Origin of the sequence: Rhabdochlamydiaceae symbiont of Dictyostelium giganteum, assembly GCF_964291045.1 — a bacterium.
Lineage (GTDB): Bacteria > Chlamydiota > Chlamydiia > Chlamydiales > Rhabdochlamydiaceae > PALSA-1444.
In genome coordinates, this window is record NZ_OZ197277.1 from 265,040 (window position 1) to 280,690 (window position 15,651).

Below are 15,651 nucleotides of genomic sequence, written 5' to 3' on the forward strand. Positions count from 1 at the left end.
ACATTAGCATGCAATTTTTCCGAAAGCATCAAAAAAAATTCATCTTGATTCTTGTCATTGCCATGATAGCGCCTCTTGCTCTAAGCCTAAATGGCTTAACCTCTTCTGAAGAGGATCATAAGAGAGGGGCTATAGAAAGGGGAAGAGCCCCTTTTGTGCAAAAAGAAGCCTTGCTGAAGTTTTTTGCTTTAGGAAAAATCCCTGTTTTAGAGGAGATTTTTTTTAAGAGAGATCTTCTTCTTCTTATTGCAAAGATAGCATATGCAAAGGTAGAAGAAGAGTTTCATCAAACGGTTTTGCATGCGAAGAAGTATACTTCAAGAGACTATCCATGGATGAAAGAAACTCTCCTACCTGATTCTAAGGAGAATAAAGCGCTTTTTCTGCTGAATACATTTCATCAAGTTAGAGAAGGGGCTCATTTCTTACCCCTTCATCATCTGGATTTTACCACATGGTTTGGACCTACATTTTCTCAAATCGTTACAGATGTCATTTTTCATCTAGCAAAAGTTGCTGAAGAAAAAGGGTATAAGATATCTTTTCAAGAGGCAAAAGAGCACTTCATGAAAAGCTGTCAGGACATGCTTCACTTAAGATACCCAAAAGAAAAGATCCAAGCGCATCACGTCTCTCAGTTCATCTTGCACCATTTTCAGGTAAGCCCTATCCAAGAGAGAGATGTTATCTTATTATGGCAAAAGATTTTAAGTCTTCACGCCTATTTCCAAGATATGCAAAATACACCGCTTCTTGATCAGCCTTCTTATGAAGCCAGGCAAGATGTGACTTTGCCAACAGCCCTTATTGAAGAGTACCGCTTTTCTCCTCTTTTTCAAATAAAAGATTTTAGCATGCTCCTTCAAATCCATGATTACTTCGAGGCGATATCTCCTCAGGGAATGTCTATTCTAGAGGCATCTTCTCCTATTTTTTATTCTCTTGAAGAGATTGAAAAGCACCATCCAGAGCTCATTGGAGGGGTGTATGATTTAGAGATAAGAGAGGTGTCTAAAAAGCTTCAAATGAGTAGGATTTCTCTTCAAGAGGTGAGGCGCTTTGAAGAGAGCGATGCGGGGTGGCAGCTACTTTCCTTACATTTTCCTGCATTAAAAACAGCTGCAAAAGAGTGTGCAGGAAGTAGGAGAGCCTTTTTAGATCAGTGTCATCAGGAGCTTAGGTTAGAGGTGAGTCAAAAAGCAAGAGAGCATCTTGTGCATCCCTCTTTAGCACTGAATTACGAGATGTTAGAAAAGGCTCCTTTAGAGAAAAAGCGTCTTCTGATTGCGTCTCAGTTATCCCCAATCCAAGAAATGGATCAGCAGCAGCAGTTTTTTCAAAAACTCCGAGAGTCTAAAGAGAAAGAGCATCTTTTTTTTAGCACAATAGACACCTCTTATTCGGTTCATGTGCTTCAAAAACCTCGGCATTTAGTCTTAATGCCACTTCAAAGGGTATTTCTTGACGGGGTGTTAAAAAAGCGGCTACATCAAAAGCTTAAAAGCCACTTCCAAGAAGCTAGAGAAAAAACGCCCTCTTCTTATCAAAATGCAGATGAGTCATGGAAACGGTTTGATGAGGTGATACTTGATGTCGGAGCTTATGTGTATAGAGATGTTTTAAAAGAGATCTCTCCTGAGCCGCTTCCCTACGAGGCGTATGTAGAGCGTCTTCTTACAAAAGTGCTAGAAAAGATCCGGCAAAACGTGATGCATTCTTTAGATAGCCAGGTTTTAGTAGATCTATGGCAGATTGAAAAGAAAGAAAAGGCACTTCAGCAAAAAGATGTGACATGCATGTCTCAAGAAGAGCTGTTTTCAAACCCTCCGGGGTTTATCTCACCTCTTATCGCATCTTCTAATGGCCCTTTTTTCTACCGCATTCTTGCCCAAAAAGCTCCCTCTTATCCTCTTAGTCAAGTGTTAGAAGAGGGAAGAGATGTGCTGGGGAATGAGCACATTAAATATTTAATAGAGACTTTTTTACAGAGAAAGGATGATGTATGATTTCAGGTTATCTAGACCCTTTAGCGCCGATGCACTTTTTCACTCTTCACCACCGTATTCCGTATCTTGAAAAGGGAAAAGATATTCCTATGGGTAAAAAGTATCAACTTCCTTCAACAGAGCCCTTTTTAGGAGAAGATCACTTTGCAGAAGCTTATGCAAGTTGGAATGAATCGGGCATTAAACTGCGGTTTATTGTCTCTAAGCCGTTTGAAACAGCGGTGTATCCTCAATTTACACAAGGAGATGCCATTGAGCTCTTTGTAGATACAAGGGATCTCAAAGATACAGGATTTGCAACGAGGTTTTGTCACCACTTTCTCATTTTACCTCAAGAAGTTCAAGGGGTACGGGCTTTAGAGCTGTCGCATTTTAGAGCAGAAGATAGCCATCCACTGTGTGAGCCAGATCTTATTATCACGCAGTTCATGGAAAGCTCAAAAGAGTATTTTGTAGAGATTACGCTTCCCTTAGAGGTTCTTTATGGATTTGATCCTACCCAATTTGATAAGTTAGGACTCACCTATACAGTGCACCGGCCTAAGGGAAAACCGCAACATTTTACCCTCTCTTCGAGCTATGTTACAATCGGGGCAAACCCTTCGATGTGGTCCAGTTGCCATCTCATTAAATAATAGGAGCTGCTGTATGAACATCAAGAAAAACACGCCAGCGTTAATAATCAAAGGGTAAGAGTATGAAGCGATTTACAGATTCACATGAATGGATCAAGATGGATCAAGAAGAGGGGATTGTAGGGATTACAGCGTATGCTCAAAAAGAGTTAGGAGATGCTGTTTATATCTCTTTACCTACACCTGGACATCAGGTAAAAAAAGGGGAAGAGATTGTAGTTTTAGAATCTACAAAAGCAGCAGCTGATGTGTATTCACCTGTCTCTGGTGTGATTACATGTATTAACACAGCAATCCAAGATAATCTCTCTCTTCTCAATCACAGTCCAGAATCAGAAGGGTGGCTCTACCGCATTAAGCCCTTAGATCCATCTGAGCTCTTAGAGCTGATGAGCCAAGAGGCGTATGAAGAGATGGTGAGATAACAGATAGAGAGTATGAGGACTGACTCTCTATTGATGAGGCTATTTTCTATTTTTAGAGAGAGCTACACATATGTAAGAGAGTGTAGCCTCATGATGAGTGTTATTTTTTAAATGAGGGGAGCGTATGCATCCTATTTTACAACATTTAAGTCAAAACCCATTTTTACAAAAAATCGTGAGGCAGCTTTTTCCCCCACAATGCCTTTATTGTAAACTCTTACATGATCAGCTTGGAGTGTATCTCTGTCAGAGGTGTCTTAGCTACTTAGAGCCTCTTAAACCTCGAGTATTAAGCCCCATCATGGTGACATTTCCAGGAAGAGGCCCTCCTGTCATATTAATCAAAAAACTAAAAACACACCCTGACCCTCAGCTTGCTTCTTTATTAGCAGCTTATATGGTGATTCAATATACAAAGAGCTCCTACCCTATTCCTGATCTTATCACAGCTGTTCCCTCCCATCTATTAAGGAGACTTCACCTCGGAGATAACATAGCTGAGATGTTAGGAAAAGAGGTGGCAAAGCTTCTTCAAAGGCCCTTTGTGATGTTACTGAAGCGTCAAGCGCAGAAGGTTAGACAAGATTTGATTCCTAAAGAAGAGAGGCTACTTTTATCCTCCGAGGAGTTTATGTGGATAGGAAACATGAGCATCAAAGGTCAAAATATTCTTCTTATTGATGATACAGTCACAACAGGATCGACTTTAAGATGCAGCGCTTTACACTTAGAAAAACAAGGGGCTCATCAAGTGATTCAGATGGGGTGTGTGGATCAAGGGTATCTTAAAGATGAAAGGAGTCATCTGCACTCTTTTGATGAAAAGAGGGAGTGATATCTTCTTGAATAGTTTTTTCATATTAAGTATCTGAGGCTATCTAGATTCTTCTTCAAAAACTTTAAGGTGAAAATTATTTTAATGGACTTGGAAAAGCAAGAGATATGGTAATTTGAGAACAACGTACAGGGATTAATGAGGATGAGTTGAAAAATCACCTATGATTCTTGAAGTTGAAAATTTCATTAAGGATAGCCGTGCACATTTCACCCAAAGACACCTCTCAAGCTTACACGCTGCATCCCCTTCAAACTCTTCCCTCTTCAGAATATGAAAGGGTTATTTTAGCAGAAGAGCTAACTCAATTAACTGCTTTAGAAAAACTCCCTTTTTCTCTCTTGATCCGGGGAGATGTGCACATGTGTGCTGCAAACATCTCTTCTTTTCTGCTTTTAAGTTCAAAAGAAGTGACCATAGAAGGATCGCTGAGTTGGGATAGTCAAGACGCTTCAGATTTTTTGGGGAAGCAGCTCTATGATCATCAAGAAAGGGGGCAGAGTTTTTTACCTTTAAAGCTAACGGTTCAAAAAGATCTTAATCTCTCTCACTCCACATATTTAAGGCATTTACCAGAGGAGCTTCATGTGAGAGGCTCTCTTAATCTCTCAGAATGTACGCAGTTGACACATCTTTCTCCCAAACTAACAGTGGGAGAAGATCTTGAGTGCGCAGGGTGTGTCTCTCTTACAGCCTTACCTTCTGGAATACAAGTAGGGGGAGGAGTGAACCTCTTGAGATGTCTTGCGCTCACCTTTCTTCCAGAGAATTTGACTATAAAAAAAGATCTTTTTTTAACCGGTTGCAAGGCGCTTACAACTCTATCACGGGGCCTTAAAGTAGGAGGTTCTTTAGATCTAAAAAATACAGCTATTTCCGCTCTTCCAGAAGATATGGAGGTGGGAATGGATCTTATCCTCTATGACTGCAGATCTCTTGTAGCTCTCCCTAAGAGGCTTCAAATAAGAGGCTCTCTTAACTGCTATGGATGTAAAGCTCTTATAGCCCTTTCTGAAGAGCTTGAAGTGGGGAAAAATCTGATTCTTTCAGCTTGCAGATCTCTTGAGCATTTACCTAAGAGACTAAGAGCTGGAGGGTCTCTTAACTTCACCGACTGTAAAGCTATAAAGTATATTCCAGATGATCTAGAAGTGGGAAAAGACCTTATCCTTTTTAATTGCATAGCTCTTACACAGCTACCAAAGAGGCTTAAAGTGAAAGATTCTTTGGATCTTTCTCATTGCATCAAGCTGACGCATCTTTCTGAAGATTTAGAGGTGGGAAAAGATCTGAAACTGCACTCTTGTAAGGCACTTACAGCCATACCGTTTGGAATTAAAGTGGGAGGCTCCTTCATCTTATCTGGATGTGTAGCATTAAGAGCTCTTCCTGAGGGGCTTGAAGTTAAAAAAATGCTTGCCTTATCAAACTGTAAAGCGCTTGTTAGCTTACCTTCCAAACTGAAAGTAAAAGGATCTTTAGATTTATCAGAATGTGTAGCGCTCACCCATCTACCCTCTGATCTTGAAGTGGGCATGGATCTTCTGTTGTGTAATAATCAAGCTCTTCAAGTCCTACCTAAGGGGATCAAAATTGAGGGGTCTCTTAACTTATCAGGATGTGTAGGGCTAAGAGCTCTTCCTGAAGATTTGGAAGTTAAAAAAGATTTAACCCTTTATGGCTGCAAAGCTCTTATCAGATTAGAGAGAGGGCTTAAAGTGGGAGGCTCTCTTGATCTTTCTTATTGCGTAGGTCTCACAGATCTTTCTGAGGAGCTAGAAATTGGAAGAGATCTTCATCTCTCTTTTTGTGGATCTTTGAGAGCGGTTCCTCAAAAACTTCATATTAGAGGCTCTCTTGATCTTTCTCACTGCATACAGCTGACTCATCTTCCCTCTCAGCTTGAAGTTGAAGAAGACCTTACGCTCTCTCACTGCAAAGCTTTAATCACTCTTCCTTATCATCTGAAAGTGGGAGGTTCTCTTGATCTTTCTCACTGCATACAGCTGACTCATCTTCCCTCTCAGCTTGAAGTTGAGGAAGACCTTACGCTCTCTCACTGCATAGCGCTGATCACTCTTCCTGAAGGGCTTACAGTGCAAAAGGATCTCATCCTTCATCATTGTGTATCGGTGAGTACTCTTCCTCATCAGCTTCAAGTGAAAGGGTCTCTTGACTTAAGTTACACATCTTTAACACATCTTCCAGAAGATCTTGAAGTGGGAAAAGACTTCAGTCTCTATGGATGTACATTCCTTACCCTGTTACCTCAGGGGTTAAAAATAAAAGGGTTTTTAGATCTTAGTGAAACAGCTTTGATCACGCTTCCAGAAGGACTGGAGGTGGGAAAAGATCTGCATTTAACAAAATGTACAGCTTTAAGAGTGATGCCTAAGAGGCTTAAAGTAGGAGGATCTTTAAATGGCTCATACTGCACCTCTTTAAGAGAGCTTCCAGAATACCTAGAAGTAGGAAGAGATCTGATTCTTTTGCATTGTATAGCGCTCACAGCTTTACCTCGGGAGCTCCATTTAGGGGGTAATTTAAATCTGACCAGTTGCTCTCATATCACCTCTTTACCTAATTGGATAAGGGAGCTAGGAAGGTGTAAGGACGGATCAACGCGCATTGTAGATCTCACAGGATCTAGTCTTTCTTTACCGATTTTGTCGAGATTACAAGAACTATCTAGTGTAGCTAGGGGCGTGCGGTTTTATTTTTCTTTAGAATCGTTTAAGACATCTGATCTCGGATTTAAGACGCTGTTATCGGCTCTTCAATTTTGGGAAATGTATGCGTTAGAAGAGCCGTCTTTCAAGCTTGAAACAGGGCACCTAGAAACAGTCTGTCAGAAATTTCAGCAAAGAAAGATATCACTTAAAGATCAAGAAAACCTTTTAACCTTTTTGACAAGACTTACAGTAACGGCTGATTTTCAAAATAAAGTGACAAGGACACCTCTTGCGATTCAGCTTCTTCAACTCCTAAAGCTTATGGCAGATGATCTAGACATCTCTTCTCAGGCAGCGCTTCTCATTCATCAAGGGCTCTCTTCTTGTGATGACAGAGTGATGACAACGTTTAGCGATCTTATGCTATATCAAAAATTGCATAGGCTTCAGCAAGACTCTGTGACAGCCGAGGAGCTTAAAACCGCTGCAAGGGGCTTATTTTTGTTAGAAGAGCTAAATAAAAAGATCACGCTCTATACAAGAGAGCTTTATTTTGTAGATGAAGTGGAAGTCACGATGGCGTTTCATATTCGGCTCCAGCAAATGTTAGAACTTCCTCTTGAGACTAAGGGGATGCTCTTTAGAGGGTGCGTCTCTATTTCAGATGAAGAGATCGATAGGGTAGGTGAGCTGGTTTTACAAGAAATGACCCAAAGTTCATTTGAAGCCTTTTTAGCTGTTTGGAATCCTTGGAACAGATATCAAAGAAGATTATTGGTTTCCCCTTGGGAAAATCTTCCTACTATAGATCAGAAAGCATCCCTTACAGACATTTGCCCCTACCTTCAAGATACACCAGAGCAGCCCGTACTTTATAACAATGTGGTGTATGATTATGCTCCGTTCATCAGAAGATACATTGAAGAGGGTGTGGATTTAACTAGAGAAAAGGTGCATATTGATAGGCTTTTTCGCATGGAGTTTTTAGATCTATCTCCTTCTTGATTTTGAGAAATACCTTACAAGGATGATAGATGTATAATAAAATTTTAAGAGATTTGATCTCACATCAGCTCCAATCACTTAAGGCAGATATTCTTAAAGAGGGGATTTTTTTGATTCAAAAAAATGCCCCTTGAATCAGGGGCATGAGTTTTGATCAGTAGCTAGTGGATTTAGCACCCACCCAAAGAAGGGGGTGCAAAATCATAGGACACTTTTTATTTCTCTTTAGGGGTGTAGGAGAGAGTTTGCTTTTCTTCACCTTCTGGGGAAAATACTTTTGCCTTCCAATCAGTGATGCTTCTTGTCTTGGAATCAAAATTAATTCCCATAGCAACAATCTTTTTCCCCTTAGGCTCTGTCTTGAATTTTGCAATATAATTTTTATTAATAATTTGATCTAAAGCGGCTTCTGCACTCTTATCTTTTTTAATCTCAATGACATAAATAAGCTTATCAAGTTCTATAACTAGATCAATACGGCCTAAATTTGTACTCTCTTCTGCTCTATAAGGAATATTCATCCCTCCGAGAAGGAAGCTCAGATTGACATGGAAAAATCTCTCATCCATCGTCTGTTTATGTACTTGGTAAGAAATTGCTGCAAATTGCGTGTTAATTTTATCACAAAAAGTTTGGAGATCAATTTTTTCTAAACTTTTTTTACAGGCAATTCCTAAACTATTCACCGTAGCTCTAGGTAAATGCGTTACATGAGACATCAAAGCCTCTGAAAAAGAGGCTTTCACTTCTTGATTAGGAAAATCTAAAGTATAAAAACGGGAACCAGGATCATAACTTTTAATGGTAAAATAACCTGTTTGCCACATTAAAGCAGGAACATTCATTGTCTCAACATCAAAATGACCGGATAAATCATCTTCTTGAACTTGAGCACCCCCTAAAAGAATACTTAGATCAGGGAGTTTTTCAATGTGTTTAATTAAAAAAGAAGGAGCCCCGGACTGTATCCAATAGTTTTGAAATTCTCCTCGTTGCAGGTAGCTTAAAATCGAGTGAGGGTTATAAACCTTAACTTCTTCTTTTGAAAATCGGTATCCATTATACCAACTTTTTAATGCCTCCATCTTGGAAAGCAGCTGTTGATCAGTGACAGGGTCTTTTTGTTTTGTTTCAGATTGGATATTTTCTTTAATAAGAGGGAGAAGAGATTGGATAATCTCTTCTTCTGTATATCCCATCATTGTTGCGTAAGATGGATGCGTTGTGATGTCATTTAAATTATTTGCTCCCGAAAAGAGAGAAACATGAGAAAATTTTGTAACACCTGAAACAAAAACGAAATCTAAATAGGCATCAGATCCTTTAAGAACTCCTAAAAATGATCGCATCAGACGGCGGTTATAGTTTAAAAGCGCAGGCTCATCTAAATTATCTGTCAGGGGTTTATCATATTCATCGATCAAAACAGCAACTTTCTTCTGATGTTTATTAAAAAGTTCTTCAATGAGTAGATAAAACTTCCGCTCAACAGAGTGCTTTCCTAAAACAATTTGATGACTTTTGGCAATTTTGATAATTGTTTGGTCTAAGTCATTTTCAAACCCTTTTTTTGTTCGGGTGCTCATCAGGGAAAAATCCAAATGAATGACTGAGCGTTTATCCCAATTGTAGGCTGTGTGATAAATGCTTTGATTTTTAAAAAGCTCTTTATCCCCTACTAAAATAGATTTAAGCATACTGATAAATAAAGATTTTCCAAACCTTCGAGGTCGGTTAATAAAATAATATTTACCGCTCTCGATCAGCTGTTTTGCGAAGGATGTTTTATCAATGTAAACATAATTATTTTTCAAAACCTCTTCGATGTTTTGGATGCCAAGAGGAATTTTTTGGGTTTTATCCGATAATGCCTTAGAAGATAGTGGTAATGGAGTTGAAATAGCCGGGTGATGAGGAGAAAAAGAGGGGGGAGTTTGAGAAGATTGGGAGTAATGTCTGAGCGGCATTTTTGAATTAAAAAAAGGAAGACAAAAATCTGTTACGTGCTTGGAATGTGCAGAGAGATAACCTTGCGTTATTATTCCTAATTTATTGCTTTTTAAATTAAAAATAACGTTTTTGTAATTTTGATTTACGAGTTGCCTAATCGACATGAATACCTTCCTTTGATAAGCATTATGTTACAATTATAAGCTATTATCTATCAATGTGATAAACCATTTTAGGTTATATCTATATCTACCTATTTTATTTATGAATGATGCATGTTAATAGAGATTAAAATGTAACTACTTAAGGTGTTTGACCTAGCATTTATGAGTTATGAAATACATATGGCGTAAATACGCCAACCCCCTGCATAAGTGTATCTTTTTATTCCTTTGATTTTTTATTTCTACATAACTTGCTAGTTGATAAGGAACGTGTTACATGCTACCTAAAATCTCATTTTTTAAATCATTAGGTATCTTTTTTTCTAAAAAATCCTATAAAAACGAATCCTATTTTTTGAAAAATAAGATTTCTCTAATGCGTCAGTTCTCATATTTCTTGAAGGAATAGAGCTATATATGTTTTTATAATTGAGAAAAAGAAATTTTTTACTTTATTTCAAATGAAATATTGCTAATATTTCTTTTATTGGCATTTAGATGATTTAAAAATATGTAACTAAATATATTAATTTTTTTATAAGAGAAAAAATGCAAACTAATTCTTCTATTCATGAATTAAGTGTTCAACAAACAAGCCCTTTATACCCCGAAAAAGATGTTTTCTCTTTGCTTGAAACTTCTTGTGAATTCCAGCAAACAGCTACTAAGAAGATCGCCTCTATTGCAATAGAGGCGATAGGGGAGACAAAACTGTTTCCACAAAGTCAGGGGACACTTTTTAAACCTGAACCCAAAAGCTCTCAACATGAAAATATTAGGCAGATGGCTCATCAGCTCGGGTATCTTCCCCTTGCAATTACGCATATGATTCAATATATTGAGGAAAATAACATTCCTTTTAGCATCTATCACGCACTTTTTAATGAGTATGAAGCTAAACTTTTCCATGAAAAAGGCCTTTTTATCACCCCAGAAGAGAGTTCAATTTTAACCACATGGTTGATAGCAATAGAAAGGGGAGGAAAAAAGGGAGGAGAAGAATTAGATCAGGAACTCATCACAAGAATCAGCTGCTTAGGACAAGGCTTGATTCCTGTTACCCTTCTTTACAAGTGGATGTCTTTATTCAGTGATAAGATCACAGAATCAATGATCAATCAATCCTTACAACGTCTTGAAGCTTATGCTCTCATCATTTCTTCCTCAGCTAGTTCAAAAGATGAACTCTATTATACAATTTCTCCAAGAATTCAACAATTTATTAACAATCGCCTCACCATTGAAGACGACAAGCAACATGTATCTGAACTGATTCTTCTTTTAGAACAAAAATTAAGTGCTTTTAAAGAAACAAATGAAGAAAAACGGAGCCTCTTACTTGGGTACCTAGATCAAGCTAACATGGTAGTCATGAGTGATATCGTTAGGAAAGAGGTTTCTCTAGAAAGAAAGGCTTCTTTTATCGTTCATTTAAGTGATTTATACTACAAGCTATGTTTCTTTAATGACGCTTTAAAATACAGGAAGGAGGGTTTAAAGATTGAGCGAGAATTGTATGGGGAATATTCTCTTTTTGTTGCAGAGAGCTATCAAGCGATTGGACGGATTCTCAAAGATTTATGGAGACCAGAAGAGTCACTCAAGATGAGTGAAAAAGCTATTGATATTTATCAAAAAGTGAGCGGAGAACATTCTTTACCTGTGATAGAAACTTATCAAGAGATGAGTAAAGCCCTTGCCAATTTAGGGAGATTAGAAGAGGCTTTTAACATACGGGAAAAAACACTTAAGCTGAGTTTGAGTATAGGGGAAATAAAAAATCATCATCTAGCAACAAGCTACCTACAAATGGGAAAATCTTTAGCTGGAATGGGAAAAAGAGAAGAGGCGCTTAAGATGCAAGAGATGGCCTTGCAGATTAATCAAAACGTCTTAGGAGAAGAAAGCCGCTATACCGCAGAAAGTTATGACGGCATTGCAAGAGTATTAAGCGGCTTAGGAAGGCGAGAAGAGGCGCTTAAGATGAGTGAAAAAGCGCTTCAGATTCATCAAAAAGTTTTGGGAGAATATTCTCGTTACACAGCAGAGAGCTACGAAACTGTGGGATATATACTCCATAAGCTTAAAAGGTGGGATGAGGCACTCAAAATGAGTGAGCAGAGTTTACATATCAAACAAACAGTGCTAGGAGAGCATTCTTGCTATACGGCAGAAAGCTATGAAGCCGTTGGGGAAGCCTTAAGCTGTTTAAAGAGATCTGAGGAAGGCCTTAAAATGTGTGAGCATGCATTACAGATCAAGCGAAACATCAAAGGGGAATATTCAATCTATACAGCTACAAGCTATCACTTTATTGCAGATGTACTGAATAGTTTAGGAAGACATGAAGAGGCATTAAAGATGCAGGAAAAGGCGCTCAATATTCATCAATATGTTAGAGGAGAAGACTCTATCTATACAGCAGAGAGCTACCACTTTGTTGGACAGACCTTAATCCGATTAGGGAAAAAAGAAGAGGGATTCAAGAGGTGCTATCATGCCGTGCAGATTTATCAAAAAATACTTGGAAAAGATTCTCCCGTAGCACTAGCTAGTTACCGGCGATTAGAAACAATGAAGCGTGAGTCGTGGGCTACAACGGGGATCATGTGGATGAAAGATGGGTTAAAGAGTTTTTTTCATAAATAATCGTTAAACCCAGGAAGTTCATAGTGAATTTATTGGCTGCTTAAGAGGCAGTTTCTCGTTTTATCTACGAGGAGTTGTTCAGCATGTAAAATTGTCCTCCCTGGCAAATAAAAAATAATATTCAAAAGAAGAACTTTGCATCAGAACTGGGCAGGTGGCCCAGTTTTGATCCATTCAGAAGCGTTGAGTATTCAAAAGTGATGTCTGAAAATAACTCTTTGCTCAAATAGAAAATCATTAAACATAGTATGAAATAGGGATCTTCATTTACCAAGAGAGTGTGAAGTAAAGGGTTTAAGACGGCTTATCTTCTAAATTCCGTCTGGCGATTTCCACTTGGCGGCGTAAACTGTCATCTTTTTCAATTTGCTCCCGGATTTTTTTCCATGAGTGAAGAAGCGTTGAGTGTGTTTTTCCTCCAAAAGCAGAAGAGAGCTTCATTAAAGAGTCTGTCATCAGCTCTTTAGCAAGATACATCGCCACTTGTCTGGGGAGCGCAATATCTTTTGTTCTTCCTGACCCTTTCAGATCACTCACTCTCACTTCAAAGATCGCAGACACGCATTTTAAGATGTTTTCGACAGAAACCCGTTTTTGCGGGTTTTTTTGAAACAGCTCACCTAAAGTTTTTTCCACAATTTCTTCGGTGACTTCTTTGTTGAAAAGTCTAGAAAAGGCAGAGAGCCTATTAATCGCTCCTTCTAATTGTCTTACGTTGTGGAAGATGTGTTGAGCGATGAACATCGCAATCGAATGGGGGAGTCTAATGCCTCTTAAATCGGCTTTATGTTGTAAAATCGCAACACGTGTTTCTAAATCAGGAATACTGATGTGAGCGACAAGGCCCCACTCCATTCTCGCAATCATCCTCTCTGAGAGTTTAAGCTCAGAGGGAGGTTTGTCACTTGTAATCACAATCTGTTTATTTTGCTGAATGAGGCTCTCAAACGTATTACAAAACTCTTCTTCAAAATTCAGGCGTGATTGCAGAAATTGAATATCATCGACAAGAAGAATATCTAACGATCGATAAAATCTTTTCATCTTATCCATTGACTTCTTTTTGAGGTTATCGACGATATCGTTAATAAATCCTTCAGTTGTAATGGAGTGGACTTTAAGTTTTTTATGACTTTTGGCAACAGCATGCCCTACTGCATGAAGAAGATGCGTCTTTCCAAGACCTACTCCTCCATGAATGAAAAGAGGGTTATAAGATTTACCTGGGTGAGCGGCCACTCCAAGAGCTGCTGATTTCACAAATTGATTAGAAGGGCCTTCAATGAAGTGATCAAATGTGTAGAGAGGATTTAAAATCGGATGGTGAGAAGGGGGGAGAACCTCTTTAACAGGAATAACGGGTTTAGAGGTCTCTTCAATCACCGTAAAATGAAGAGCTAGCTCTCCATTAGGTCTTGTGGGAATAAATCCTAGGAGATCTCTTTTATAATTTTGAAGGAGATACTCTTGAACAAAGATGTTGGGAACTTTAAGGAGAAGCTCTCCTGATGGATGCGTATCTGCTTGAATTGGAGCTAGCCAATTTTGAAACTCAGCAGCAGAACATTTCTCTTCCATAAAGGAAAGAAAATTTAACCATATCTCAGAACTACTTTTTGGAAACATGCCTTAAGTTTTACCATGAAACTCTATGTATAAGCAAGAAGAAGCGCAGAAGCTTGATCTGCAATGAGAGAACTTGCATCTTGAGAAAGAGCTTGTGCTTGATCTGCTGCTTGCCTTCGAAACCCTAAAGCAAAGAGCGCTTTCACCCGGTTAAGAAGGGTTTCTGCGTGATAAGGATCCATTTTTAGCGCTCTTTCGATCATATCAAGCGCTTGAAAATTTTTTCCCATTTCCAGGTAAAGCGCACCTAACGTTTGAAGATCATAATTAGTGTGGTGTTTTAACGTGAGAATCGCTTCAAAAAGAGAGGCTGCGATACTGTATTTTCCTTGCTTAAGATAGGCATATCCAAGCCCTCTTAAATCTTCAATGGCCTCTTCATTCCACCCTAAAATATCTGTCCATTCAATAGAGCTCATACACCTTATCCCTTTTGATACTGTTTACAACGAGAGGTAATATCTAGTAAATCTTTATTCAGTTGGTGGAGAAGGTTCAAAACTTGGATTAAGTTGTTTTTTTCTTCTTCCCATACAGGTTGATCTTCCTCATCTCCTACAGCATCTAAAAGTCTTGCCATCACCGTCTCTTGCTGCTCTTCGGTGCCGATAAAAGAGGCGAGCTTAGAGCGGAAAATGCGGCGGCGTAGATTAGTAAAATCGGGAGGCATTTTAAACGTTGCCCATGAAGGATGGAGTTTAAAAAGATCAAATAAAGCAACAACCTCAGCTTGCTTTGAAGGAAATGCCGTATCAAATTGGGCATGGGAAGAAGCAAATTGAGAATCTTGAATGATCGGTCTTGATTCTTGAAGCAGTTGTTGGTCTTCTGCCCAACGAATGGAAACATCAAGAGGAAGATTGGCTACTGTTTTTGGGTCTGTCACAACTAAATCCTTAAAAGTAGGCTTAGTTTAGCACGATAATCTCTTTTCTACCATGCCTATAGGTTTTCTTTTGTTTTTAACGACAATCCCTTTTTATCGCAACTCTTAATTTTTTTAGAGAAAAGAGCCAGATCTAGGTCATAGAAAAATAGGCTCTTTTAAGATATAACTGAGTAAAAATTCTTCAGGAAAATAAGGGGAGCGCTATGGATCTTACATTTGAGCTACGCCGTGTTTATGATCACGATCCTACAGAAGGGTATAAAGTTCTTGTAGACCGTCTATGGCCAAGAGGGATATCCAAGCAAAAGCTTGTGCTAGATGGCTGGTGGAAGGAGCTAACACCCTCACCTTCTCTTCGAAAATGGTTTCATCATGAAGCTGCAAAATGGGACGCATTTCAAATCAAGTATCTTGAAGAGCTGAAAGCTCATGAGAAAGAGGCAAAAGAGCGGTTAAAAGAAGCAGCCTTACATGCAAATACGGTCATTTTACTCTATGCCGCTAAAGACCCTGTGTATTTTCATGCTAAAATCTTAAAAAGCTACTTAGAAGAGCTATCTTCTTAGCGGCTTAAAGGTAAGAGAGTAGTAGGCATCTTTAAAGTACAATAGCTCTTCAAAACAGATAGGGCTCTCTATTCTTTTAGATAAAGTTCTTGGAAAAAAATCCTTGTTCTTTTTGGATCTAAAATAGGGCTTAGCAGCTTCAAGTGCATGAGATTTTTGTCCTATGCTTCTAGGTAAGAAAAACAAGATCATATGTACAAAAAAAAGCTCTTATGAGATAAGTTTGAGC

Annotated in this window: 11 protein-coding genes; 7 read left to right on the forward strand and 4 right to left on the reverse strand. The window is 38.6% G+C overall.

Annotated features, from left to right (window positions below; all coding sequences use genetic code 11):
* Positions 1-8: 8 nt before the first annotated feature.
* The 5 genes from ACI7T6_RS00985 (at position 9) to ACI7T6_RS01005 (ending at position 7,578) form a co-directional block, all read left to right on the forward strand.
* Positions 9-2,006, forward strand: a complete 1,998-nt coding sequence (locus ACI7T6_RS00985) for a hypothetical protein (RefSeq protein WP_404665735.1) — start codon at positions 9-11, stop codon at positions 2,004-2,006.
* Positions 2,003-2,641 (forward strand): hypothetical protein, encoded by a 639-nt coding sequence (locus tag ACI7T6_RS00990; protein ID WP_404665736.1) that lies wholly within the window; start codon positions 2,003-2,005, stop codon positions 2,639-2,641. The genes ACI7T6_RS00985 and ACI7T6_RS00990 overlap by 4 nt, the downstream gene beginning before the upstream one ends.
* A gap of 62 nt (positions 2,642-2,703) precedes the next feature.
* Positions 2,704-3,066, forward strand: a complete 363-nt coding sequence (gene gcvH, locus ACI7T6_RS00995) for a glycine cleavage system protein GcvH (RefSeq protein ID WP_404665737.1) — start codon at positions 2,704-2,706, stop codon at positions 3,064-3,066.
* Positions 3,067-3,190: 124 nt separating this feature from the next.
* Entirely contained in the window at positions 3,191-3,901 is a 711-nt protein-coding gene (locus ACI7T6_RS01000; protein WP_404665738.1) for a ComF family protein, read from the forward strand.
* A gap of 200 nt (positions 3,902-4,101) precedes the next feature.
* Complete coding sequence (locus tag ACI7T6_RS01005; protein ID WP_404665739.1) at positions 4,102-7,578, forward strand: NEL-type E3 ubiquitin ligase domain-containing protein; 3,477 nt, start codon at positions 4,102-4,104, stop codon at positions 7,576-7,578.
* A gap of 215 nt (positions 7,579-7,793) precedes the next feature.
* On the opposite strand, the gene ACI7T6_RS01010 is transcribed toward ACI7T6_RS01005, so the two are convergent.
* Positions 7,794-9,692 (reverse strand): AAA family ATPase, encoded by a 1,899-nt coding sequence (locus ACI7T6_RS01010; RefSeq protein WP_404665740.1) that lies wholly within the window; start codon positions 9,690-9,692, stop codon positions 7,794-7,796.
* Positions 9,693-10,241: 549 nt separating this feature from the next.
* Between ACI7T6_RS01010 and ACI7T6_RS01015 the strand changes: the two genes are divergently transcribed.
* Positions 10,242-12,341, forward strand: a complete 2,100-nt coding sequence (locus tag ACI7T6_RS01015; protein WP_404665741.1) for a tetratricopeptide repeat protein — start codon at positions 10,242-10,244, stop codon at positions 12,339-12,341.
* 294 nt (positions 12,342-12,635) lie between these two features.
* Here the strand turns inward: ACI7T6_RS01015 and dnaA are convergent, their stop codons facing one another.
* From dnaA to ACI7T6_RS01030, 3 genes are read right to left on the reverse strand one after another with little or no spacing between them, the layout of a single operon-like run.
* The gene (gene dnaA / locus ACI7T6_RS01020) at positions 12,636-13,967 is read right to left on the reverse strand and encodes a chromosomal replication initiator protein DnaA (protein ID WP_404665742.1); all 1,332 of its coding nucleotides are present in this window, start codon (positions 13,965-13,967) and stop codon (positions 12,636-12,638) included.
* Positions 13,968-13,990: 23 nt separating this feature from the next.
* Positions 13,991-14,386 carry a type III secretion chaperone gene (locus tag ACI7T6_RS01025; protein ID WP_404665743.1) on the reverse strand — a complete coding sequence of 132 codons (396 nt, stop codon included), beginning with the start codon at positions 14,384-14,386 and terminating at the stop codon, positions 13,991-13,993.
* A 5-nt stretch (positions 14,387-14,391) separates the two neighbouring features.
* The gene (locus tag ACI7T6_RS01030; protein ID WP_404665744.1) at positions 14,392-14,853 is read right to left on the reverse strand and encodes a DUF5399 family protein; all 462 of its coding nucleotides are present in this window, start codon (positions 14,851-14,853) and stop codon (positions 14,392-14,394) included.
* Positions 14,854-15,059: 206 nt separating this feature from the next.
* Between ACI7T6_RS01030 and ACI7T6_RS01035 the strand changes: the two genes are divergently transcribed.
* Positions 15,060-15,422 (forward strand): DUF488 domain-containing protein, encoded by a 363-nt coding sequence (locus ACI7T6_RS01035; RefSeq protein ID WP_404665745.1) that lies wholly within the window; start codon positions 15,060-15,062, stop codon positions 15,420-15,422.
* Positions 15,423-15,651 lie beyond the last annotated feature (229 nt).

Bases quoted from the DNA above. Each gene is read 5' to 3' on its own strand.
- ACI7T6_RS00985 (WP_404665735.1), top strand. From the start codon at position 9: ATGCAATTTTTCCGAAAGCATCAAAAAAAATTCATCTTGATTCTTGTC.
- ACI7T6_RS00990 (WP_404665736.1), top strand. From the start codon at position 2,003: ATGATTTCAGGTTATCTAGACCCTTTAGCGCCGATGCACTTTTTCACT.
- gcvH (WP_404665737.1), top strand. From the start codon at position 2,704: ATGAAGCGATTTACAGATTCACATGAATGGATCAAGATGGATCAAGAA.
- ACI7T6_RS01000 (WP_404665738.1), top strand. From the start codon at position 3,191: ATGCATCCTATTTTACAACATTTAAGTCAAAACCCATTTTTACAAAAA.
- ACI7T6_RS01010 (WP_404665740.1), bottom strand. From the start codon at position 9,692: ATGTCGATTAGGCAACTCGTAAATCAAAATTACAAAAACGTTATTTTT.
- ACI7T6_RS01015 (WP_404665741.1), top strand. From the start codon at position 10,242: ATGCAAACTAATTCTTCTATTCATGAATTAAGTGTTCAACAAACAAGC.
- dnaA (WP_404665742.1), bottom strand. From the start codon at position 13,967: ATGTTTCCAAAAAGTAGTTCTGAGATATGGTTAAATTTTCTTTCCTTT.
- ACI7T6_RS01025 (WP_404665743.1), bottom strand. From the start codon at position 14,386: ATGAGCTCTATTGAATGGACAGATATTTTAGGGTGGAATGAAGAGGCC.
- ACI7T6_RS01035 (WP_404665745.1), top strand. From the start codon at position 15,060: ATGGATCTTACATTTGAGCTACGCCGTGTTTATGATCACGATCCTACA.